16 protein-coding genes are annotated in these 19,701 nt (G+C 55.6%); 6 read left to right on the top strand and 10 right to left on the bottom strand.

Features of this window, described 5'->3' with window-relative positions:
• The first annotated feature begins 201 nt into the window (after positions 1 to 201).
• Positions 202 to 831 carry a superoxide dismutase gene (locus HMPREF2554_RS09585; protein ID WP_006886979.1) on the top strand — a complete coding sequence of 210 codons (630 nt, stop codon included), beginning with the start codon at positions 202 to 204 and terminating at the stop codon, positions 829 to 831.
• A 120-nt stretch (positions 832 to 951) separates the two neighbouring features.
• On the opposite strand, the gene HMPREF2554_RS09590 is transcribed toward HMPREF2554_RS09585, so the two are convergent.
• From HMPREF2554_RS09590 to HMPREF2554_RS09630, 9 genes are all read right to left on the bottom strand, one after another.
• Positions 952 to 2,406 carry an RNA-binding domain-containing protein gene (locus HMPREF2554_RS09590; protein ID WP_246826061.1) on the bottom strand — a complete coding sequence of 485 codons (1,455 nt, stop codon included), beginning with the start codon at positions 2,404 to 2,406 and terminating at the stop codon, positions 952 to 954.
• Between the two features lie 315 nt (positions 2,407 to 2,721).
• Positions 2,722 to 3,579: a bifunctional transcriptional activator/DNA repair enzyme AdaA gene (locus HMPREF2554_RS09595; protein WP_070555007.1), complete on the bottom strand. Its 858-nt coding sequence runs from the start codon at positions 3,577 to 3,579 to the stop codon at positions 2,722 to 2,724.
• A gap of 157 nt (positions 3,580 to 3,736) precedes the next feature.
• Entirely contained in the window at positions 3,737 to 5,476 is a 1,740-nt protein-coding gene (locus HMPREF2554_RS09600; protein ID WP_070555008.1) for an ABC transporter ATP-binding protein, read from the bottom strand.
• On the bottom strand, positions 5,470 to 7,329 hold the full coding sequence (locus HMPREF2554_RS09605) for an ABC transporter ATP-binding protein (protein ID WP_070555011.1): 1,860 nt from the start codon (positions 7,327 to 7,329) through the stop codon (positions 5,470 to 5,472). The genes HMPREF2554_RS09600 and HMPREF2554_RS09605 overlap by 7 nt, the downstream gene beginning before the upstream one ends.
• Positions 7,323 to 9,098 (bottom strand): ABC-F family ATP-binding cassette domain-containing protein, encoded by a 1,776-nt coding sequence (locus HMPREF2554_RS09610; RefSeq protein ID WP_070555013.1) that lies wholly within the window; start codon positions 9,096 to 9,098, stop codon positions 7,323 to 7,325. Before HMPREF2554_RS09610 ends, HMPREF2554_RS09605 begins: the two co-directional genes overlap by 7 nt.
• Before the next feature lie 433 nt (positions 9,099 to 9,531).
• Entirely contained in the window at positions 9,532 to 10,131 is a 600-nt protein-coding gene (locus tag HMPREF2554_RS09615) for a class I SAM-dependent methyltransferase (protein ID WP_070555014.1), read from the bottom strand.
• Positions 10,132 to 10,149: 18 nt separating this feature from the next.
• On the bottom strand, positions 10,150 to 11,658 hold the full coding sequence (locus HMPREF2554_RS09620) for an ATP-binding protein (RefSeq protein WP_048754698.1): 1,509 nt from the start codon (positions 11,656 to 11,658) through the stop codon (positions 10,150 to 10,152).
• Positions 11,659 to 12,084: 426 nt separating this feature from the next.
• The gene (locus HMPREF2554_RS09625; protein WP_070555016.1) at positions 12,085 to 12,888 is read right to left on the bottom strand and encodes an NUDIX hydrolase; all 804 of its coding nucleotides are present in this window, start codon (positions 12,886 to 12,888) and stop codon (positions 12,085 to 12,087) included.
• Between the two features lie 129 nt (positions 12,889 to 13,017).
• Positions 13,018 to 13,341: a putative quinol monooxygenase gene (locus tag HMPREF2554_RS09630; RefSeq protein WP_070555018.1), complete on the bottom strand. Its 324-nt coding sequence runs from the start codon at positions 13,339 to 13,341 to the stop codon at positions 13,018 to 13,020.
• A gap of 186 nt (positions 13,342 to 13,527) precedes the next feature.
• On the opposite strand from HMPREF2554_RS09630, the gene HMPREF2554_RS09635 reads away from it, so the two are divergent.
• A complete protein-coding gene (locus HMPREF2554_RS09635; protein ID WP_070555020.1) occupies positions 13,528 to 14,013 on the top strand; it encodes an SRPBCC family protein in 486 nt (161 codons plus the stop codon).
• 120 nt (positions 14,014 to 14,133) lie between these two features.
• Here the strand turns inward: HMPREF2554_RS09635 and HMPREF2554_RS09640 are convergent, their stop codons facing one another.
• Complete coding sequence (locus HMPREF2554_RS09640) at positions 14,134 to 14,724, bottom strand: TetR/AcrR family transcriptional regulator (protein ID WP_070448440.1); 591 nt, start codon at positions 14,722 to 14,724, stop codon at positions 14,134 to 14,136.
• Positions 14,725 to 14,917: 193 nt separating this feature from the next.
• On the opposite strand from HMPREF2554_RS09640, the gene HMPREF2554_RS09645 reads away from it, so the two are divergent.
• The 4 genes from HMPREF2554_RS09645 to HMPREF2554_RS09660 form a co-directional block, all read left to right on the top strand.
• On the top strand, positions 14,918 to 16,483 hold the full coding sequence (locus HMPREF2554_RS09645) for an MFS transporter (protein WP_070555078.1): 1,566 nt from the start codon (positions 14,918 to 14,920) through the stop codon (positions 16,481 to 16,483).
• A 319-nt stretch (positions 16,484 to 16,802) separates the two neighbouring features.
• Positions 16,803 to 18,197: a CoA-disulfide reductase gene (locus HMPREF2554_RS09650; RefSeq protein ID WP_244864847.1), complete on the top strand. Its 1,395-nt coding sequence runs from the start codon at positions 16,803 to 16,805 to the stop codon at positions 18,195 to 18,197.
• Positions 18,198 to 18,367: 170 nt separating this feature from the next.
• Entirely contained in the window at positions 18,368 to 19,042 is a 675-nt protein-coding gene (locus HMPREF2554_RS09655) for a hypothetical protein (protein WP_070555022.1), read from the top strand.
• A gap of 10 nt (positions 19,043 to 19,052) precedes the next feature.
• Positions 19,053 to 19,701: uracil phosphoribosyltransferase (locus HMPREF2554_RS09660; RefSeq protein ID WP_070555025.1), on the top strand; the 649-nt coding region annotated here is incomplete at its 3' end.

Genomic DNA, 19,701 nt, shown 5'->3' on the forward strand with positions numbered 1-19,701 from the left:
TCTGAACCCCGCAAAAATCCGGCAAATACTCCGAAATCGTGATGAATTTGAAATAAAATCCACGGGTTTATCCACCCCTGTGGAAAACTTTCTCCACCCTATGCACAGCATCCCCGCACAATGCCCAGAACCCACTGAACTCGCAGGCAAACGCTGGTACCCTTGTAACGACGCCATCTTCTGAATGAAAGGGCATACACCATGGCTGAAAAGTACACTCTTCCCGAGCTCCCCTACGACTACGCGGCGCTCGAACCCCACATCTCCGCAAAGATCATGGAGCTGCACCACGATAAGCACCACGCAGCCTATGTTGCAGGCGCAAACGCAGCCCTAGAGCAGCTTGAGGAAGCACGCGCAAACGGCTCCTACGGCAACGTTTCCAAGCTGTCCAAGGATCTCGCCTTCAACCTGGGTGGTCACACCAACCACTCCATCTTCTGGAAGAACCTTTCCCCCGAGGGCGGCGACAAGCCCACCGGCGAGCTCGCAGCGGCTATCGACGAGTTCTTCGGTTCCTTCGATAAGTTCCGTGAGCACTTCACCAACGTTGCCCTCACCATTCAGGGCTCCGGCTGGGCAATTCTCGCCTGGGACACCGTGGGTAAGCGCCTCATCATTGAGCAGCTGTACGACCAGCAGGGCAACATCTCGGTTGCACTGATTCCCGTTCTGCAGCTCGATATGTGGGAGCACGCCTTCTACCTGGACTACCAGAACGTGAAGGGCGACTACGTGAAGGCATTCTGGAACATCGTGAACTGGGCAGATGTCGCTGAGCGCTTCGCCCGTGCAGTGTCGCAGACCAAGGGTCTGGTGCTTCCCGAGTAGTCCTCAAGGATTAACGTGCGCTCGCACTCAGGGCGTATCGTATACGGGCGGGTGCCCGGTGCCTTCGTTAGAAGAGGCGCCGGGCACCCGCTTTGCGCTATAGAACTCATGGGTTAGTGGCTACACGGTGATGAGATGGTATACAGAACCGCGACGCCCTGAGTGTGCTCGCTGCTCTGCCATACCTCGTTTGACCAATTTGGGCAGTGCATACCGAACCTGCCGCGCGGTTAACTGGGTATCTTCTACGAGATCGGTGACCGTAGCGGGCTTCTGCGCTAAGGCAGAATACACCTGTGATTCTGTGGCGGATAGTTCCTGCGGTACGTCAACATGCTGGGAAGACTGTGCCGCCCGTCGCTCCCGTGTGGACTGTGCATCGTTGGTGGATCGGTAAATGATAACGCGTACCTGAATACCTTCATCAAGGATGCGAGCCTCGCGCAAACCAGCATTGCGTAAGGCCTGCTGCGCCGCCAAAATACCCCCGCCTTCTCCCTCAATGAGCCGACGACCGTCGCTGAGACGAATATTCTGACAGATAGCGTACAGTGCCTCATTCACAGCCGCAGGGCGGTGCACAAGACCAACCTGACTAGGTAAAATACCCCAAAAACCACCGGGGCTGATGATCTCAACACGGCCACGCTTAATAAAAATCTGCACGAACTTCCCCGAAGCATCCTGCTCATAACTGCGGTGCACAAGGGCATTTGCCACGAATTCGCGCAGAGCCACTAGAGGAATTTCGGGTTCATCCATCAGACCCGCCCCGTCAGGGGTTGTTACGGTGCGGTTTTTAAGATTACGCACAAGCCAGGCAAGCGCATCTTCAAGCATGGCAGGAATAGGGCCTTCGCCCCGAAAACGGTCATCATTACGGGCTGTACCGCTCATAGACACTACGCCGATAATACTTGCCCCAGAATAAAACTGCTGCGGATAATCCCCCAGAGCACATAATCCGGCCAAGGTTAAATCGTTCTGCGCGGCGGTGAGAACATTGCGTTTGTGCAGAATTTCCTGGTCAGAGTCATGCCGCAAACGTGCTGAGGAGAGGCGAACCTGACGCAAAAAGTCCTCAGTGTACGGCTCATCTAAATCTTTGATGGACGTTCCAGGAATATTTCGTAGGTCATTCTGTGGTTTATGGCGTTGGGCATACATAAGGCTTAGCGCGTAACTATCCATCGGGTAGTCACCGTCTCCGAGGCGCTGATACGCCACATTACCTTTAAAGCAGGGGCGTTCCTGTACCGGTAACCCTGGAACAGATACGATGAGCACCTGATGATCGCCCAGAACCATATCGGTGGTTTCTACCGCGATTTTGGGTTTGAGATTCTGCGCGGCGTCAATAATTTTCGCTCGTAAATCTTCAAGATCGTAAACACCCACGGGAGCAAAATCTTGGGATTCGTCCACACCGCATATGATGGTGCCGCCGTCAGGAAGGTTGGCAAAGCTACAGATAGTCTCAGCAATGGACGACGGGTAACCGTTATGCGCCGACTTCACCTCAACGGTCAGGCTATCCCGACCGAGGAGGCGTAGCTCATTCAGAGTTTGTGTCACTTCTTCAGGCGTATACATGTAAATATTGTAACTCTGAGAGTGACAATGTGGGCGTCTGACTGGACTGAAAGTTACAAATCTGGTGATTTTGGATGACAAAATGTAACTTCCAGACGGGTTTTTGTCACTTTGGTATAAAAAACGGAATGAAAGTGACAAAAATGTGACTCTCGATGGCAATTGTGTAACTTTCACCGAGGAATCAAACGGGACCCCTTTAAACTTTGCGAACTTCCGAAGGGGCACACATACTCGCGAGATGCTTTCGCAAGTGTAAAAGCGGGAGCGGGTAAAACTGGGGTGGACCGATGTTCGCTAGGCCGCGCCGAGTTCTTGGGCGAGAAGCGCCATTTTGCGGCCGCGACCCCAACGGTAATCCCCGATCACGCCGCTCTCACGAATCACTCGGTGGCAGGGAATAATCATGGCAACCGGATTGTGCCCCACCGCGGTTCCCACGGCACGGGCGGCACGCGGGCGACCAATACTCTCAGCCACAGACCCATAACTTTGCACGGCACCCTGCGGAATATTCAAAAGCGCACGCCACACCTGCACCTGAAACGGCGTACCCTTCAAATGCAGGGCGATGCGCTCCCCGCCGCCACCGAAAATACTCAACGCCTGCTCGTGAAAAGGATGCTCGCCCTCATGCAGCTGCGCATTCGGGTATTCGGCGCGCAGGTTCGTAAGAGCCGCATCCGGGTTATCGGCGAATGCCATATGACATATGCCTTTATCCGTTGCGGCGATCAGCACCGTGCCGAAAGGGGACGCGGCGTAACGCCAGACGATGCGCAGGTTCGCCCCGCCGTTCTTGTACTCGCCGGGGGTCATGCCCTCAATGGTGACGAACGCATCGTGCAGGCGCCCTGTGCCGCTGAACCCGCTCGACCAGGCCGCATCGAGCGTGCTCTGCTGCCCAGCGAGCGCCGCCTTCGCCCGTTCAAGGCTGATATGCTGCAGCATTTTCTTGGGGCTCACTCCCGCCCACTGCTGGAACTGACGCTGCAGATATTCGGGGCTCACATGAACCGCTTGGGATACCTGCGCGAGCGTGGGCTGATCTGCGGCGTGGTCATACAGGTACTCGATAGCGGCGGCTATGCGCCCGAACTGGACGGTCTGCTCAATCGGGTCTGTGCTCGCTGCGGAACGGTCTGTGATGCTCAAGGATTCTCCTAGTTCAAGGTCTTAACACTAGAGAATACGGATGTTTCGGGCGGAAAACGACCCGATTCTTGACCTTGTGCGCGGGAGGCGTAGAAGCGGGAGTATTCTCATCGCTCCCGAATAAAAAACTTCTCCCGGATTGGTGGGGGCTTCACTATCACCCCGCCTGTGAGGCGAAAAGCCGGGTGAAATGCGAGTTGTGCGCCATTAGCTCGGTGTAGGTACCCGATTCGACGATTGCGCCTGCATCCATCACGTAAATACGGTCGGCCTGGCGGAGGGTCCATGCGCGATGCGAGACCAGAACCGTCATATGTCCCGCCGCAATCTCGCGCAGAGAGGCGAAAATATCTTCCTCCGTTTCGGCATCAATCGCGCTGGTTGGTTCGTCCAGAACCCACAGGTCGGTATTGCGCAAAATTAGGCGAGCCAATGCGAGCCGCTGCCACTGCCCGCCTGATAGACCAGTGCCGCCCCACTGTTCACCCAGCTGGGTGTCTAAACCGGCAGGCAGGGCCCGCACGAACTCGGCGGCACGGGCCTTTTCGAGTGCGTCCCACAGCTGCTCGTCGGTTGCGGAGCGCCCGGAAATCCCCATGAGGAGGTTCTGCCGAACCGTCAGTTCGTAGCGTCCAAAATCCTGGGTGAGAATAGTCGCCAGTCGGTGCCGTTCGGCGGAATCGAGAGCATCCACCGGGGTGTTGTCGAAAAGAACACGTCCCTCGTGAGCGGCGAGCATGCCCAGAATCCCATGTATTAGCGTGGTCTTGCCCGCACCGTTTGCCCCCACGAGCGCGATTGTTTGACCGCGCTCAATCTTGAAGGATACCCCGCGCACCACGGGTTTTTCAGCGTTGGGGTAGGTGATGGAAAGGTTCTCGATGCGCACGCGGCTAAGCGGTGCATCAAGAGTGGCGACCGCCTTGCGAGACGGATTTTCGGAGCCTTCCAGAAACTCTCGATACCGTGTAATTCCGTTAGCCCCGGCGCCGAGCGAGCTCATATCGTGACTCGCTGCAGTCAGCGACATCATGGCGGAAAGCGCGCCCACTATCGTACCAGAGATGATACCCGCGCTCGCCCCGGAGGACACCAGAAAATCTAGCGCACCCACCAGGAAGACTGCGCACATTACCCCCGATATTACCTGCAAACGCAGGGCATATGCGGTAAGTTTCACCTCTTCGTCAGCGGCCAGCCCGCGTTGTCGGTTAGCCCGTGCCGCAAAGAACCAGCCTGCTTTCAGGGTCGAAAGTTCTTCAGCGGTATCCGGGTAGGCTATTTGGTTGGTAGCGTACCAGGCTCGGTGATTATGCGCATAAATGCTGTCCCAGGCCTGCTCGTTGCGCCGCGTGTACAGCCCCGCTACGAACGCCACCGGAATCAGGCACAACAGAAGGCATGCCGCCGCCGCAGAGCTGACGCGAGCTACCATGACGCAGAGCGAACCCACCATAAGAAACGTGAAGAGAAGTACGCCGGTGCTGGTTACTTGGGTGTGCAGGTGGCCGTTGGCGACCGCATCCTGGGCGGCACGCGAGCGCTGCGAAAATGATCCGCGCGAAATCTGTTCGGGGGTGAGGGAAGCGAGCCTGCGGGCGATCGCCCGAATACCTGTTTGCGCCATACCCGCCCGCAGCGACATATCCAGCGAATTAGACACTTGCTGCAGGGCAAGGTTACCCGCCAGCACGCCCCCAGTTACGCCCGCCCACGTGAGTGCAGTGTGCGCATCCCCGGCGCTGAGCGAGTCGGTGATTGCGGCTATGAGGAACATCTGCGCGCTGGGCAGAAACGAGAGCACTGTGAGAAGGGTGAACGAGCTGAGTACAAGAATAGGATGCGCCCGCAGCGCATACCGCAGGGCCCAGAGAGTTTGTCTAATCGTTTTTAACACGATGGTGTCCCTTCTTCCGCAGACCCGATGTTTTCCGTGGATCCGGCACCGTCAGCAACTAACAAGTCTGACGGCGTGTGTTCCGGCGCATCCTCTATCTGTGAGGCGAAAATTTCGGCGAACCGCCCGCCAGCGCCTAATAGTTCGGCGTAGGTTCCCGATTCGACGATGGTTCCGCGATCCACCACATGAATGATGTCCGCGTGTTTGAGAGTCCAGGCGCGATGTGAGACCAGAATCGTCATATGATCCGCCGCAACTTTGCGCAGGGTAGCGAAAATCTGTTCTTCGGCGTGGGCATCGATAGCGCTGGTTGGTTCGTCCAGAATCCACAGGGCGGTGTTACGCAGGATCAGGCGCGCCAATGCTAAACGCTGCCATTGCCCGCCCGATAGCCCGACCCCGCCCCAGGCTTCGCCGAGCTGTGTGTCTAAACCGGCAGGCAGGGCACGCACGAATTCGGCGGCGCGGGCTTTGTTGAGCGCATCCCAGAGACGTTGATCGGTTGGCGGTTCCTGGCCCTGCGTGTGAGTGCCCAACAGCAGGTTTTCCCGCACGGTCAGCTCGTACCGCCCGTAGTCCTGGCTGAGCAAGGTGGTGTGCTTAAAAACCTGTTGCATGCTTAGCGACTCAGTCGGAGTATTGTCAAAGAATACGCCTCCCGCGGTGGAGGGAGTCAGCCCGAGAATCCCGCGCACCAGCGTAGTTTTCCCCGCGCCGCTGGCACCGACCAATGCCACCATCTGTCCGCGTTGTATGTGTAGGTTCACGTGGTGCAGCGTCGGTGTATCCGTCCCGGGATAGGTGACGCTCAGATTGCGTACAGTGAGTTCGCGCGGAGAATCACCGGTTGCGGGCGGATTATGATGCGTTGTCTCTGAAGCAAGCACGTAGCGCGGATTATCCACAAACGCGCGATACTGGGCAATTGACATCGCTCCATTTGAGACCTGCCCGAAGGCGTAGCCAACATCCTGCGTGGCCGCGATACAGGTGAGCGTTCCCACCAGCGCACCGGCAATCTCGCCCGCGCTCGCCCCCGAACCGATCAGACAGTAGAGTGCACCCATCAGCAACACCGAGCAGATGAGCCCAGCGAACCCCACCACGATACCGCGCACCGCCTCCAGATGATATTCCCGCCCGGTGGCACGATTTCGTGCCCGCGCCACACCGTCGGCGAAGAAACCACCGGCCTCCAGGGTCGCGATCTCCCGGGCTGTACTGGGGTGGGTGAGCGCATCCAGAAAATATGCTTCTTCACGGCGGTCCTCATAAACCTGCCCGTAGATACGGTAGTCACGCTTCGCCAGCAGAACCATCGCGGCAGAGAGCGGAACCATGCACCCCGCCACAAAGAACGCAGCCGGAAGGCTCGTGCCTGCAATTGTCGCGCACAGCAGCAGAACCATCGCCACGGCGGCAACGAGGGTCACCACGGAATTTGCCTGAGTGGGAATCTCCTGCTTCGTAAGAGATTCACGGGCTGCACGAAGATGCTTCTGCATCTCGGGTTCACTCATCACCTCGGGCTTCACCCGCGCCAAGGTGGTATTGAGTTTTTGATGCGCGGCGGCATTCACGCGCGCCTTCGTCATGGTGAAGAGCGACATGCTTGCCCGCTGCACCAGAAGGTACGCCGCCACGAGGAGACCGATTATCGCAGCCCAGGTGAGCGATGTTGCAGTATCGCCGGAGGCCACCGAACCCACCGCAGCATTCACCAGCACCACCTGCGCGCTCGGCATGAACGTGAGAAGCAGGGTCGTACAAACCGCGGCAAGGAAGGGAATGGGCGCCGTGTGAAGGGTTATACGGAATGCCCACGGGATGGAACGAAGAATGTTCAGCACGGTGCCTCCCCGAGGGTCTTTGCCGAAAGGCTGAGCGTGCGGTCGATGCGGATGCGCTCGCAAAAATCCTCGTCGTGGCTAACGATGATCAGCGCGCCAGTATAAGCATCGAGCGCCTGCACCAGCCAATCCACCGACGAAATATCTAGGTTATTCGTGGGCTCATCCAACAGAAGAAGCTGCGGCACCGGGTCGGTGAGCAGAACCGTCGCCAGCGCGGCACGAAAACGTTCACCCCCGGAAAGCTCCCCAATACGCTGATGCACGCTTTCGCGCCTGAACAGCAGCCGCGCCAGTTGGTTGCGAAGATGCTGTTCGCTCGCGCCCGGGTTCGCCCGCTGCACGGTTTCAAGGAGGGTGCGTTCAGGATCAAGCGTGATGCGCTGCGGCATATATGCAGCGTTGCCCAGGCGGTAGAGCACCCGGTAAGCGGGCGGCACGGGAGAGTGGTATCCGGGCTTGTTCGCGTGCGCTATTGCTTTGAGAAGCACGGTCTTGCCGCTGCCGTTTGCTCCCGTGATGCGCATATGCTCGGGCCCGGTCAGGATAAGAACCTCGGGAAAGTCTTGGCGACGGGACGAATAATCAACTTTATAAGGTTGTGTTTCATGTGAAACTATATTTTGGGTGTGTGCATTCTTAAATTCGGCACTCTGTTGCGCAGACGCGCAAGAGTCTTTCCCCACCCGCTGTAATTCCAGTACCTTCCGCCCCGCCGGGAGTGCATCCTGAGCAAGTTCCAGGTAGATACGCTCCTGCACGCGCAGGTTCTCTTGGGCTTCACTAACTGCCGCACGCGCATCCGCCACCATGCTTTCATGTGCCGTGCGAAGTTTTCCAGCAGAGCGCTCTGAACTGTTCTTATCCAGGCCCATCGCCAGGCCAGGTTTCCGCTTCGACCGCTCAAAATCGCGGCCTCGGCGGGCGTTGCGATCGAGCTTAATCTGGTTCTCAATGCGCTCGCGCTCAGCCTTACGCGCCTCATTTTTCGCCTCACTCATGCGGCGATGAGCGGCGCTCTCCTCGGCCTTCCGAGCCGCCCGGTAGGTGTCGTAGTTGCCCTCATATATGCGCAGATGCGCCCGCCCCTCACGGTCGGCGTGCAGCTCGGCAATCGCGTTCATGCGCGCGAGCAGATCGCGGTCGTGGCTGATGATCAGCGCCGGGCAGGTGAGGGTTTCAAGAGCCGCGAAAAGCCGACTCTTCGCGGCGGAATCCAGGTTATTTGTGGGCTCATCCAGCAGAATAAATTCGGGGTTCGAGCGCAGAAGCGCGGCGAGGGCGGCAGTGACCGTCTGACCACCCGAAAAGGTGCTAAGGGGGCGCATCAGAAGGTCGCGAATGGCGTGTGGGTCGGCGGCATCCGTGGTGCGCGCAGGACTAAAACCGTACTCGGCAAGGGTCGCGAGGGTGCGTTCTTCAATATCCCAGGCGTCGCCGATAGTGTCATAAAGGCTGGGGGAGTAGTTGCCCGATTCCAGCGCATCGAGCGCTCGCAAAATTTTTGTAATTCCAAAAATATCGGCAAGATGCTGATGCTCGCTCAACCCCAAATCTTGCGGCAGGTACGCTATGCGTGGCGGGGCGCTGATTATGCCGTGACTAGGCTTTATCTCGCCAAGAATAAGCCTGAAGAGGGTAGTTTTTCCAGTACCGTTATCGCCAATAAGCCCGGTGAGCGGCGCGGAAAATGTGGCGGAGAGGTCGGTGAAAAGCGGGGGTTCACCCGGATGCGCATACGAAATATGGTCGAGTGTAATGTGTGGCATGGGCCGAGTTCCTTCGGGTCGGTGCTCGGGTCCCCGCCAGCGCAGCGCACGTTAGGCGTGAGGGCATGAAAAAACCCGAGCACGGTGTGTAGATACACGTAAGCCCGGGTAGTGGGTGGGCGCATAAAAGCGCTCTGACCTGGTGTTTTGGTCCGGGCTATGCTCGGGAGCCGTTCATGTGCTGGTGCCTCCTCGTGTGCCGATGCGCTTCCGTGCGCCTCGGTGGAATAGATAGGGACAATCCGGAATGTGACCCGGATAACCTCTAGTGTAGGGAGTGGCGATAGCGCCTGTCAATCATGGGGCGCATTAATCTCTGTTTCGACCGGGATACTCGCGAGCGGGAGCGTTTTCTTCATTTGGGAGCAGTTAAAGTGCTCCCAAATGAAGAAAACGCTCCCGGAACTCCCCTGTCGACATCAGCACTTCTGTATCACTCTGGCTTGCACGCCACTATCGCCAGGTGGTCGCGGTGTCTCCCAGTGCGGCGGGTGTGAACTTCTTCCACCATAAAACCGGCCTTCTCGCACAGCGCGGAAAACCCTGGAACGCTCACATAATAGGCGGTTGTCACGGCGTGCGCGAAGGGCAAACCGTGGTCGCCCAGAAACATCCCCAGAAGAAGGCTTCCTCCCGGAAGCAACAGCCGATAAAACTCGGTGAGTATGCCGGTAAGGTGAGCTGGCGGCGTGTGAATGAGCGAATACCAGGCGAGAACTCCCGCGAAAGACCCGTCAGTATAGGGCGTGTGTGCCATATCCATGACCTCGAAGTTAAGGTTTGGGGCGCTAGAGGCGGCGCGGGCATGGGCAATAAATTCGGGGGTTACATCTATGCCGGTGACGGGCCGGTCTGCGGAGGCGAGCAGGCGCGCCCAATGCCCGGGGCCGCATCCGGCATCAAGAATACTGCCTGGCACGGAAGCACTCCACGACTTGATTAGGGCAATATCAGTCGGTTCCATCTGATCGAGCGACCCCAGCGCCTCACAATATTCTGACGCCCGCGCGCCATACCCGCTGCTGACTGTCATTGTTTCCTCACGTGGTGTTTATTGTGCAACGCGATAGGTCGTGTTCCGGTTTCCTTGGCCGCCTTCACGCACGATAAGACCAGCATCGAGTAACTTTGTGATTATGTAGCGGATCTGCTGTTTCGAGAGATTGCTATGGAGACCTGCATATATGTCTGCGACGTTTACTGCCCCTTCAGCATTGCGGATAAACTCGTAAACCTGCTGATCAGATTCTCGTTTTAGCGCAGTCCCATGAGCGACATACTGTGGAGCGCGCGTTTGCACATCTTCTACCAAATCATATTTAGGTGTTTCTTCATGGGGTTCCCTGCTGATAACTGCTTTAAATCGTGCACCCATATCAGTAAAACGAATGGGCTTAAGACCGGCTTCACGAACTGCCTCCTGCGCTGCGGGTATACCTTCCCCTTCACCTTCGATCACTCGTTTTGTGGTGCCCGGCAGAACCAATTTTTGGCAAATACTGTAAAGCGTAGGGTTTACATGGGCTTTGTACCCATGAGTTTCAAGCTGATCTTCCGTAATAGTCCATAGTCCGCCGGGGTTAATGACCTGAATCTCCCACGGAAGAATACGCACTTGAACCTCATGATGCTGCGTGTTGGGGTTCAGGCTGCGATGCACTAGGGCATTAGCAATAATCTCTCGAATTGCTACACCAGGAACCTCTTCACCATCTTCGAGATGACCGTCAGAACGCTGCAGAACGGGCTTACGAAGATTGCGCATTACCCATTCTATGGTTTCACTGAGTAAATAGGGGATAGGTCCAGAAACGTTGAGTTTATCGAGGTTGCGTGATTTTCCGGTTGTATCAACAACCACCCCATTGACACTAAGCGTTGGGAAAAATTGCGGCGGATAAAACCCCAAGGCGTATACGCCGCCAAGGGTAAGTTGCTTCCGATCAGGTGTCAGTACATTGGTACGAGTCAGAATGTCTTCATCGCTAAGGCTTTGCATGCGCGTAGACGATGCGCGTACCTGCTCAACATAGTAAGACACAAAATCTGCATCAAGATCCTCAGGGGTAGAACCCTTAGCAGGCTCGCGGTCGTAGTTGTGCTGTTCCCGCTGACTGAGCATAATGCGTATCTCATAGTCGCTCATGCGGTGGTCACCATCGCCGGAACGGATGTAGTAAAACGCTCCCATTTTTGCCGGGCGTTCATGCGCCGCTAATCCTGGTATCTCGATGATAAGGATGTCTTTTCCTTCATAGAGGATATGGTGACTTTCCATGACGTTAGGCGGGGAAAGTTTCTTGCGGAGTTTACTTTCGATGGCCTTTTCGAGCTGTGAGACATTATAGACGCCTATAGGGCGGAAGTTATTGCGCTCGTCAAGACCTAGAATGATGGTGCCACCTCCCGGCAGATTGGAGAAACTGCCTAGCGTCGCATCCAGACTTTCGGGGTAATCGACATGTGCGGATTTAACTTCGAGACGGCGAGTATCGTTACCGCGTGCTCGCAGATTATGTATAGTCTGTTGTAATTTTTCCGTTGTCCATTGGCTGTCCATAGTTCTCACTATATGCCAGACATGAAAACTTTTCATGTCTGATGTGAGGATTTTATGTCTGAAAAAGCCGATATACCGCTGAACTTGTCTTGACACTGTGCTTTAGTGAAAAGCTCACATGAAAATTTTTCATGTCTGGGTCTGTTATTTATGTGTAGACATCAAAATTTAATGTCTGGCGACTCTTCGCTATGAATCATCGCAGATTTACCACAGTAGCAAGGGGGTTTAGTGCAGGATTTTCTGCTGACCGAGACGTAAATGACATGGGGAGTACAAAAACGGGAGCATTTTCTTCATGCGATAGCACTTTACTGCTCCCGTATGAAGAAAATACCCCCGGATTTAGAATGCCTGAGTATTAGTACTCCACGCGATCGAAATAACGACCCCTGAGCGACGCAGCTTGCCGCTCCCGGAACTCGTCTAAGACTCGTGGCGCTCGCGGTACATGCCCAGCGGGCCCGCATCCGCATAAGCCTGCGCAGTGTTGTAACGGTACAGGCGCGGTGGGCGGTGGCGGGTACCTTCAATGCGCCGACCGGTATCAATAATCGACTTTGAGGCCGCAATCTGGCGGCGGAAATTCGCGGGATCCAACGGGCGACCGAGAATCGCCTCGTACACCTCACGCAGCTGTGCCAACGTGAACTCATCGCCCAAGAATGAGTGCGCAATACGCGAATATTCGACCTTATTCTGCAGGCGGTACAGGGCGTACTCCACAATCTCGTTGTGGTCGAAAGCCAGCTCGGGAAGCTCATCTACCGGGAACCAGCGAATATTTTCGTGCACGCGAGTCTGCGAAACCTCAGTCGCCGGGATCGAGGCCCAATAAACCACCGAAACCACACGCTCATGATCCGCCCCAGGTGCCGGAACCGGCGTGCCGTTGATGCGCGCCGCACGTGCCTCCGGGGCACGCAAAACATCACCGAACGCATACAGCTGCTCAAGGTACCCGGGCTCAAGACCGGTCGCACGCTTGAGCGTGTACCCCGCCGCCTGCTCTAGAGACTGCTGGGACTGCAAGGGACCGCCAGGAAGCGCCCACTGACCCTTGTAGGGTTCGCGCAGGCGGCGCACCAGCGGCAGCCAAAGACTAGGGCGCGCACTATTCTTTTTGTGGCGTAATGCAAGAATCACGGTAGAAACCGCTAATGAAACCGAACTGTGGTCGGCCTCGTGTTCCTCGGGGACCTCAGCTGCGTAATGTGGTGATGAGTTCATCCATGACTCCTGTACTTATTTTTGTGTGCCCTATAACCATTTTAAGGGTAAAAACGGCGTTACACGACTTACGGCGCGCGCATCCGGCGGATACACGCGCTGCATGGTTGGACTCTTGAGGTAAAGCGGCTAATTCTCGATGTTCAGCTCGCCCATAGCGTCCCAACCGTCACCGTCGATCTGGCGGGAGATAATCTTCGGAGTCTCGCGCAGAGCCGGGCGCATATCGGTTATGGCTTGGGCGAAATGCGCGGAGTTCACATGAGCCGCCGCGCCGTCGTCCTCGAACGCCTCTACCAGCACGAACTCGTTCGGATCCTCAACGCTGCGCGACCACTCAAACCACTTGTTGCCGGGTTCGGCACGGGTTGCCTCGGTGAAGTCGCGGGTTAAATCCAGCCATTTTTCGGTGTATTCGGGCTTGACGGGAAATTTCACAACAATAAAAATCATGGCGACTCCTGATGCGCAAGATACGGAACACTTCTATTCTTTCACAGGATGCACTCGCGCGGGCAGAGCTCTAACGCGCGAGCAGGTCGGGTTCCGTCGACAAGGTAGGATTTTCCAACCTGCTCGGGCCAAAAACCACCTGCTCGCGGCTAGTCGTGGGGTATTCACGGGCGTAGGGTTAAAGGTATGACTATTGCACAGATAAAGTTCCTTGAGACGGATCCCGCCATGATCTCCGCCGAAACTATTCTGCGGGCGGCGGCGAGTGATGTATACGCCCTAATTGCCGACCCCGCCCGCCATACCGAGCTTGACGGAGGCGGTTCGGTGCGCGGACTGATATCCGGCGACACCCCCGAACTGCGCGAGGGTGATACCTTCACTGAAAAAATGTTCCTGGGCATCCCATACCGCATGTCTCCCACGGTCGTGCGCGCCGAGAAGAACCAGATCCTCTCCTGGCGTATGCCTGCCGACCACTACTGGACCTGGGAGATCGCAGATAACCACGACGGCACCGTGACCGTGCGTGAAACTTGGGATGCTTCCGAGGCGAAAATCTTCGGGTTCATTCCCGCTGCGCCCGTATTTCGTATGGTTGGTGCGTTCGCGCGTAACCGCCGTAATATTGCGCTGTCGCTGGCGAAACTGCATCGCACCTTCGAGGGGTAGAGGCTGTTTCTTGCCTGCTTCTTCCCCGCGAGCAGATAGTATTTCGACGAGCAGGTAACGGATTGCTATCTTGTCGTCGAAATACTATCTGCTCGCGGTGTTATACCGCCGATACGAACACTACCGCGCCGCGCGCCTGAGAATGTCGAGCGCATCCAGCAGAATATCCCGATCGGCCTTGATGCGTTTGCGCGCCGCCGGGTTCGCCATGCCTCCCGCAAACGCCGCGCTGTAATACATGCCGTCCCCCAGCAAAAGCACGGTGCGCGCCATCTTATCGTCCCCAATCTCCGCGCGAATCAGCTCATACCACTGCCCCTGAATCTCGTCCATGAGTTCGCGTGCCGCCGGGTTCTTATCCTGCGCCAACCGCGAGAGGGCAACCAGGCATATATCGAATGGGGTGCCCTGAAAGGTTGAGGTGTTGATGTAATAGGCGCTGGCCCCCTCGGGTGCGGCGCGCATCTTCTCAAGGTCTTCGTCTGCGTAGGTGCGGGTGCGGTCTAAAAGCGCTTGGAAGAGCGCCTTTTTCGAGCCGAAATGATAGAGCAGCCCGCCCTTAGAAACTTTCGCTTGGGCGGCGACCGCATCAAGGGTGGCGGCACGTTCACCGGCCTGTACCAGCAAATGTTCATAAGCGTCTAGAATCTGCTCGCGCGAGTTGTTGGCGCGGGTCGCACGGGGTTCGGATGCGCTGGCTGGGGTAGTCATAATCACCATTCTACGGATTAGAAACTTTACCGTCTAGTTGGTATAGTTAGTGTGTCCGTGGTTGCCTGTATGGCGCATCCTCACTACCCCAAGCAAAGCCTCTAGCAGCAACCCCTCTGCGGACTATGAGCACTTGCCGCCCGGCGCATCTGCCGCAAGTGCCGAAAACTCCCAGATGCGTGTGAACACAACGATGAACAACTCATACCCCGTCACCGAGGCGCTGCCTATTCACGCGCCCGATCAGAAAATCAAACGGTGGATTGCCCTGACCGTGCTCATGCTGCCGGTGCTGCTTGTCTCGGTCGATAACACCGTGCTCGCATTCGCCGTGCCCTCAATCGCGCAGGCGCTCGAACCATCTTCCAGCGAGCAACTCTGGATCGTAGACGCCTACTCGCTCGTGCTCGCCGGGTTACTCGTGCCTATGGGAAGCCTGGGGGACCGCATCGGGCGGCGTAAAATCCTGCTGATCGGATCCGTAGGGTTCGCGGTTATCTCAGCACTCGCCGCTTTCGCACCCACCGCTCTGCTGCTTGTCATCGCCCGCGCCGTACTTGGGTTCTTCGGCGCTATGCTCATGCCCGCCACGCTCTCACTCATTCGCAACATCTTCCGTGACCCGAAAGAACGCCGCACCGCAATCGCCGTGTGGGCGGCTGGCTTCTCCGCCGGTGCAGCGCTCGGCCCCATCGTGGGCGGACTCCTGCTGAGCCATTTCTGGTGGGGGTCGGTGTTTCTCATGGCGGTACCCGTACTCGTACCGTTCCTTGCCCTCGCACCCATGACCGTGCCCGAATCGAAAGACCCAAACCCCGGTCCGCTCGATATGGTGAGCATCCTGCTGATTATGATCGCCATGATCGGCATAACCTTCGGACTCACCCATATTTCTGAGGCAGGCGTGGATGCGCTCGCAGTCAGCACCGCGTTTATTGGCGCCGTATTCGGTTTCTTCTTCGTGCGCCGTCAGCTGCGCCGCGGGCGTGCGGGAACCACCCCCATGCTCGATGTTCGTCTCTTCAAAAACACCGTGTTCACCGGGGGGATTCTGGCGAACCTGTTCGCCATGTTCGTAGATGTTGGGTTCCTTTTCTTCGTTTCGCAGCATTTGCAGCTGGTTTCGGGGTACTCTCCCATGCAGGCTGGACTGTTCCTGATTCCTGGTCTGGCGTGCACCATTATTGCGGGCCTGTATGCCGCTAAGCTCGTTTCACGATTCCATCCGGCGGTGATTGTGTCTTCGGGGCTTGCCTTGGGTGCCCTCGGGTACCTGTTTGTGGTGTTCCTCGGTTCGCGCAACGACCTTCTGCTCATGCTTTCCTTCATGTTCTTAGGGTTGAGCGTGGGTGCGGCTCAGACCATCTCGAATGACCTAATTCTTTCCAGCGTTCCGGCGAATAAGGCGGGTGCTGCGTCGGCGATTTCTGAGACCGCCTACGAGTTCGGCACCGTGCTGGGTACCGTAGTGATCGGCGGCATGCTGACCGCAATTTACCGTGCACAGGTGACGGTTCCCGCCGGTCTTAATGCGGATGCGGCCCATGCGGCGGGCGAAACCCTCGGTGGCGCGACCGCAGTTGCTGGGCAGCTTCCGTCGGATCTAAGCGCCGAGCTGCTGCATTCGGCGCATGCCGCGTTCGATTCGGGCGTGCTGGTAACCGCAACCTTTAGCGCCGTGCTTCTGGCGGTGCTGTCGGTCTTCACCTACCGGATGCTCCGCTCGGCACCCGCCGAACTGGAGAAAGCAGAGCACTAGAAAAACTCCGGTGCTAAAAAGAGCCTTTATGTAAATAAAGCGGTAAAAAATACTCTTTATTCACATAAAGGCTCTTTTTATCGCAGAGGTAGGCGCCGGTAAGACCGCAGAAGATCCATAATTCAGGGAAGGAAATTTTACATGGAAACCAAATGAACGCAGCAGAAAGAAGCTCAGATGTTACGGTAGAAGTACCAGCTTCAGCGAGTAGGTGCCGCGTCAGCTTACGCGTTCTTTGCCGCCGCATACGCGCATTCAGGCTACTAGGATGCGCACAAGGGCAGCCGCTACAGTCGCCGCGCGCCGGGAGGATAACCACGTGGATATTAAAGACTGGATGGCGCCTATGGTCACGCTCGCCATCGGCGCCAGTACCATTTTCATCTCCTATAAAAACTACCAATCACAAACCCAAGCCAAACCCTCGGAACTTGCCCGCCTAGAGCTGTGGAGCAAATTGCTTGCGGAAGCGGGAATCGACATTGGCGACCTGCCGCCCGAGGATGAACTTACCGCCGAACAGCGCGAGATCCTTGAAAATTACCGGGTTTTCCTCAAGCGTGCGTCACTCGAATCGAAGCTGCGTAAGGTCGGTATCGAGAATAACCGCCTATTCAACCTGTTGATGAAACGCGCGCATTCTCCCGTAAAGCCTACCCCCATCGGGTTTGGCGACTCCATTATTTACTATCGTCTTATTCTGTGGCTTTTTGCATTTATTTGGATTCCGATAGCCACCATTTTTCTGGGTATTCCGGTGCTGATCTCGTTCGGTGCGTATTTGTACCGCATGTTTGTAACCCGCAGTGCCGATAACTATGTGGACTATTCAATTCCGGTTGGCTCGCTCGTCATTATCATTATTGGGCTTCTCGCCGTTGGTGGACTCTGGTATCTGCAAAACAAGATTCGTTCGGCGATTATCGCCAATAACGTGTACTTCTATTTCTGGGACACCTACGGCGCCAAACGAGGCAGCCGTGATTCCGTGCAGTCGTACACCGAGCGGCTGACCGCAAAAACCTACTCTGACCTGCTCTTTATTGGGCAGCACGAGTTCGCGCAGCAGTTCCGCGAGAACATGTACATGGCGGGTATTCAAGAGATTGATGAGTACCCGCGCGTGCTCAGCGAGGTGGGCATGATTCCACGTAACCACCAGGTAGTTGAGGCGACCGCAGACTACAACTGGCTGGACCGCATTATCAACTGGATGCGCGCCAAAATCGGCATGGAACCGAAGCCTGCACGCGTTATCTACACTCTGGAACGTAAACCGCCGAAGGGTGCGGGGGCAACTGCGACATCCGGGCTTGACGTGCAGCTTCATGAACTCAAACCGGGCAAGAAAAAGCGTTTTAGGCGCAAGCGCAAGAAGGGTCGGGTGCTTATGCAGGCTGAACCGGCGACGGATGCGGTGCCCCTCTATACCGAGCACCCTGACGATGCGGCGAATGACGCCTCGGAGGCTGATTCCGCGTCAGCTTCGCAGCCTCAAGTGGTGAACGGCCCGACTCTGACTGACGAATTGGTTGAGGATCTCAGCACCGGGCAGATTCCGCTGGTTCAGGTTCGCAGAGAGCAGGGGCAGAAGTCACAGAAGAATGCGGGCACCGAGGATGCTGGCTCGGCAGAAACGTATGGCATAGACGGTGCCGCTGAAGGTGTACGTGCGGATTCTCCGAAATCGGCATCGGAAGGTTCACCTGAGTAATACGCATATCTCGGGGTGCGAAAAAGGCTCTTTATTTTAATAAAGCGTTAGAAATCTTGCTTTATGTAAATAAAGAGACTTTTATTATTAGATAAATTAAAAGTATTATTTTTTGAGAATATTCAGGGAGCTTTCACAGAATACCCAGGCTATAAGCTTAGGGTGAAGCCATGACTATTGATGAGAACCTTCCAAAACCTGAGCATGGAACGATCCAAGCTCAAGATGTTCATGAGATAGAGAAAGAATCTGAAACGGATTCGGCTGAGAAGCAGAATTTGTTTCCTCCTAGCCTTATAACTGTGCAGATTATCAGGACTGCTCTTGAGCTCATATTGGTAGTGCCGTTACTGCCATTGCTCTCTAATCCTCTAGGGATAATCCTTTTCTTGCCTTTTGGTTTGTATTTTGTTTTGCAGGCTGCGGCATGGTCACGGACAGAGAAAGAAACTCAGATCGCTTGGATTTTAGGAAGCAACATTTATAGCCTGATGATTGTTGCGCCTATTGGTGCTTTTTATACATGGTTCGTGATGGAGGTGACGGCTCCAAATGCCGATGTTCGACCATTATGGTGGTTTATAGGTGCCTGCGTTCTTGAAGCATTCATGAGCATTTTTATGATCGTTGCGATGAGTGTGATCAAGAGGAACTCTCCGGATGATTTTCAGGACAAGGGAGTCACTGTCTCTAAACCTCGAATATATGACGATGCTCTACACGGTTCTCAGGGAAGGGTACACGAGTTGGGTGATGAATCAGAATCCTTGAAGAAGCATCATGAAGATCCGATTGTAGAAATTCCTTGGCAGCACGTTAACGTCAAGTCGCAAAAGCAAGATTAGGGCGAACACCATGAGCACCGATAAGAATTTTTCAACCTCCGAGAACAATGATCCGCAGCCTCCCGTGGAAAAGCAAAGTGCATCGAATAATCCGGAGAATTCCCAACAAGAGCCAAAATATACACAGCTGTATGGCTTAGAAGGTGCCGACGGTAAGATGTCCTTGGATCCCCAGGCGTCCCGGGGGTCTCAGGGCGCTGAGGTAATGGAAGAGCCTCATAAACGCATATCACAACAGTTTGATATAGACCCCAACACCCGCGAGCCTCTTCTCATCGCACAGGCTATCAAGAATATTCTAATTATTATTCCTGCGCTTATCATACTGGTTTTTCTTGTCGGTGGATTTATTTTCGGTTTGATTCATGAGATTGATAATATTTCCCTGACTATCATAACTATTTTAATCATTATTGCACTGCCCTATATAGTTCACGTTATCTTGCAGATTGTCGCGTTTATGCGGTTTAGGAAATCAGTCAAGTTTCGGTGGATACGAGGTGTCAATATTTACGGCCTTATTGTTGCCCCGATCTCCGAGGTTACCTATGTGCCGTTTATGCTAGAGCGGATTCTTAGGTCATATTCATCTACCGAGAGCTCTCTTGCAATAGTGGGGGTTATGGTAGCCCTTTACGAGGTTATTTTGGGCATCTTAA

The sequence above is a fragment of the Rothia sp. HMSC071F11 genome, from assembly GCF_001809115.1.
GTDB lineage: Bacteria > Actinomycetota > Actinomycetes > Actinomycetales > Micrococcaceae > Rothia > Rothia dentocariosa.

Bases quoted from the DNA above. Each gene is read 5' to 3' on its own strand.
- HMPREF2554_RS09585 (WP_006886979.1), top strand. From the start codon at position 202: ATGGCTGAAAAGTACACTCTTCCCGAGCTCCCCTACGACTACGCGGCG.
- HMPREF2554_RS09610 (WP_070555013.1), bottom strand. From the start codon at position 9,098: ATGCCACACATTACACTCGACCATATTTCGTATGCGCATCCGGGTGAA.
- HMPREF2554_RS09615 (WP_070555014.1), bottom strand. From the start codon at position 10,131: ATGACAGTCAGCAGCGGGTATGGCGCGCGGGCGTCAGAATATTGTGAG.
- HMPREF2554_RS09620 (WP_048754698.1), bottom strand. From the start codon at position 11,658: ATGGACAGCCAATGGACAACGGAAAAATTACAACAGACTATACATAAT.
- HMPREF2554_RS09625 (WP_070555016.1), bottom strand. From the start codon at position 12,888: ATGAACTCATCACCACATTACGCAGCTGAGGTCCCCGAGGAACACGAG.
- HMPREF2554_RS09630 (WP_070555018.1), bottom strand. From the start codon at position 13,341: ATGATTTTTATTGTTGTGAAATTTCCCGTCAAGCCCGAATACACCGAA.
- HMPREF2554_RS09635 (WP_070555020.1), top strand. From the start codon at position 13,528: ATGACTATTGCACAGATAAAGTTCCTTGAGACGGATCCCGCCATGATC.
- HMPREF2554_RS09640 (WP_070448440.1), bottom strand. From the start codon at position 14,724: ATGACTACCCCAGCCAGCGCATCCGAACCCCGTGCGACCCGCGCCAAC.
- HMPREF2554_RS09645 (WP_070555078.1), top strand. From the start codon at position 14,918: ATGAACAACTCATACCCCGTCACCGAGGCGCTGCCTATTCACGCGCCC.
- HMPREF2554_RS09655 (WP_070555022.1), top strand. From the start codon at position 18,368: ATGACTATTGATGAGAACCTTCCAAAACCTGAGCATGGAACGATCCAA.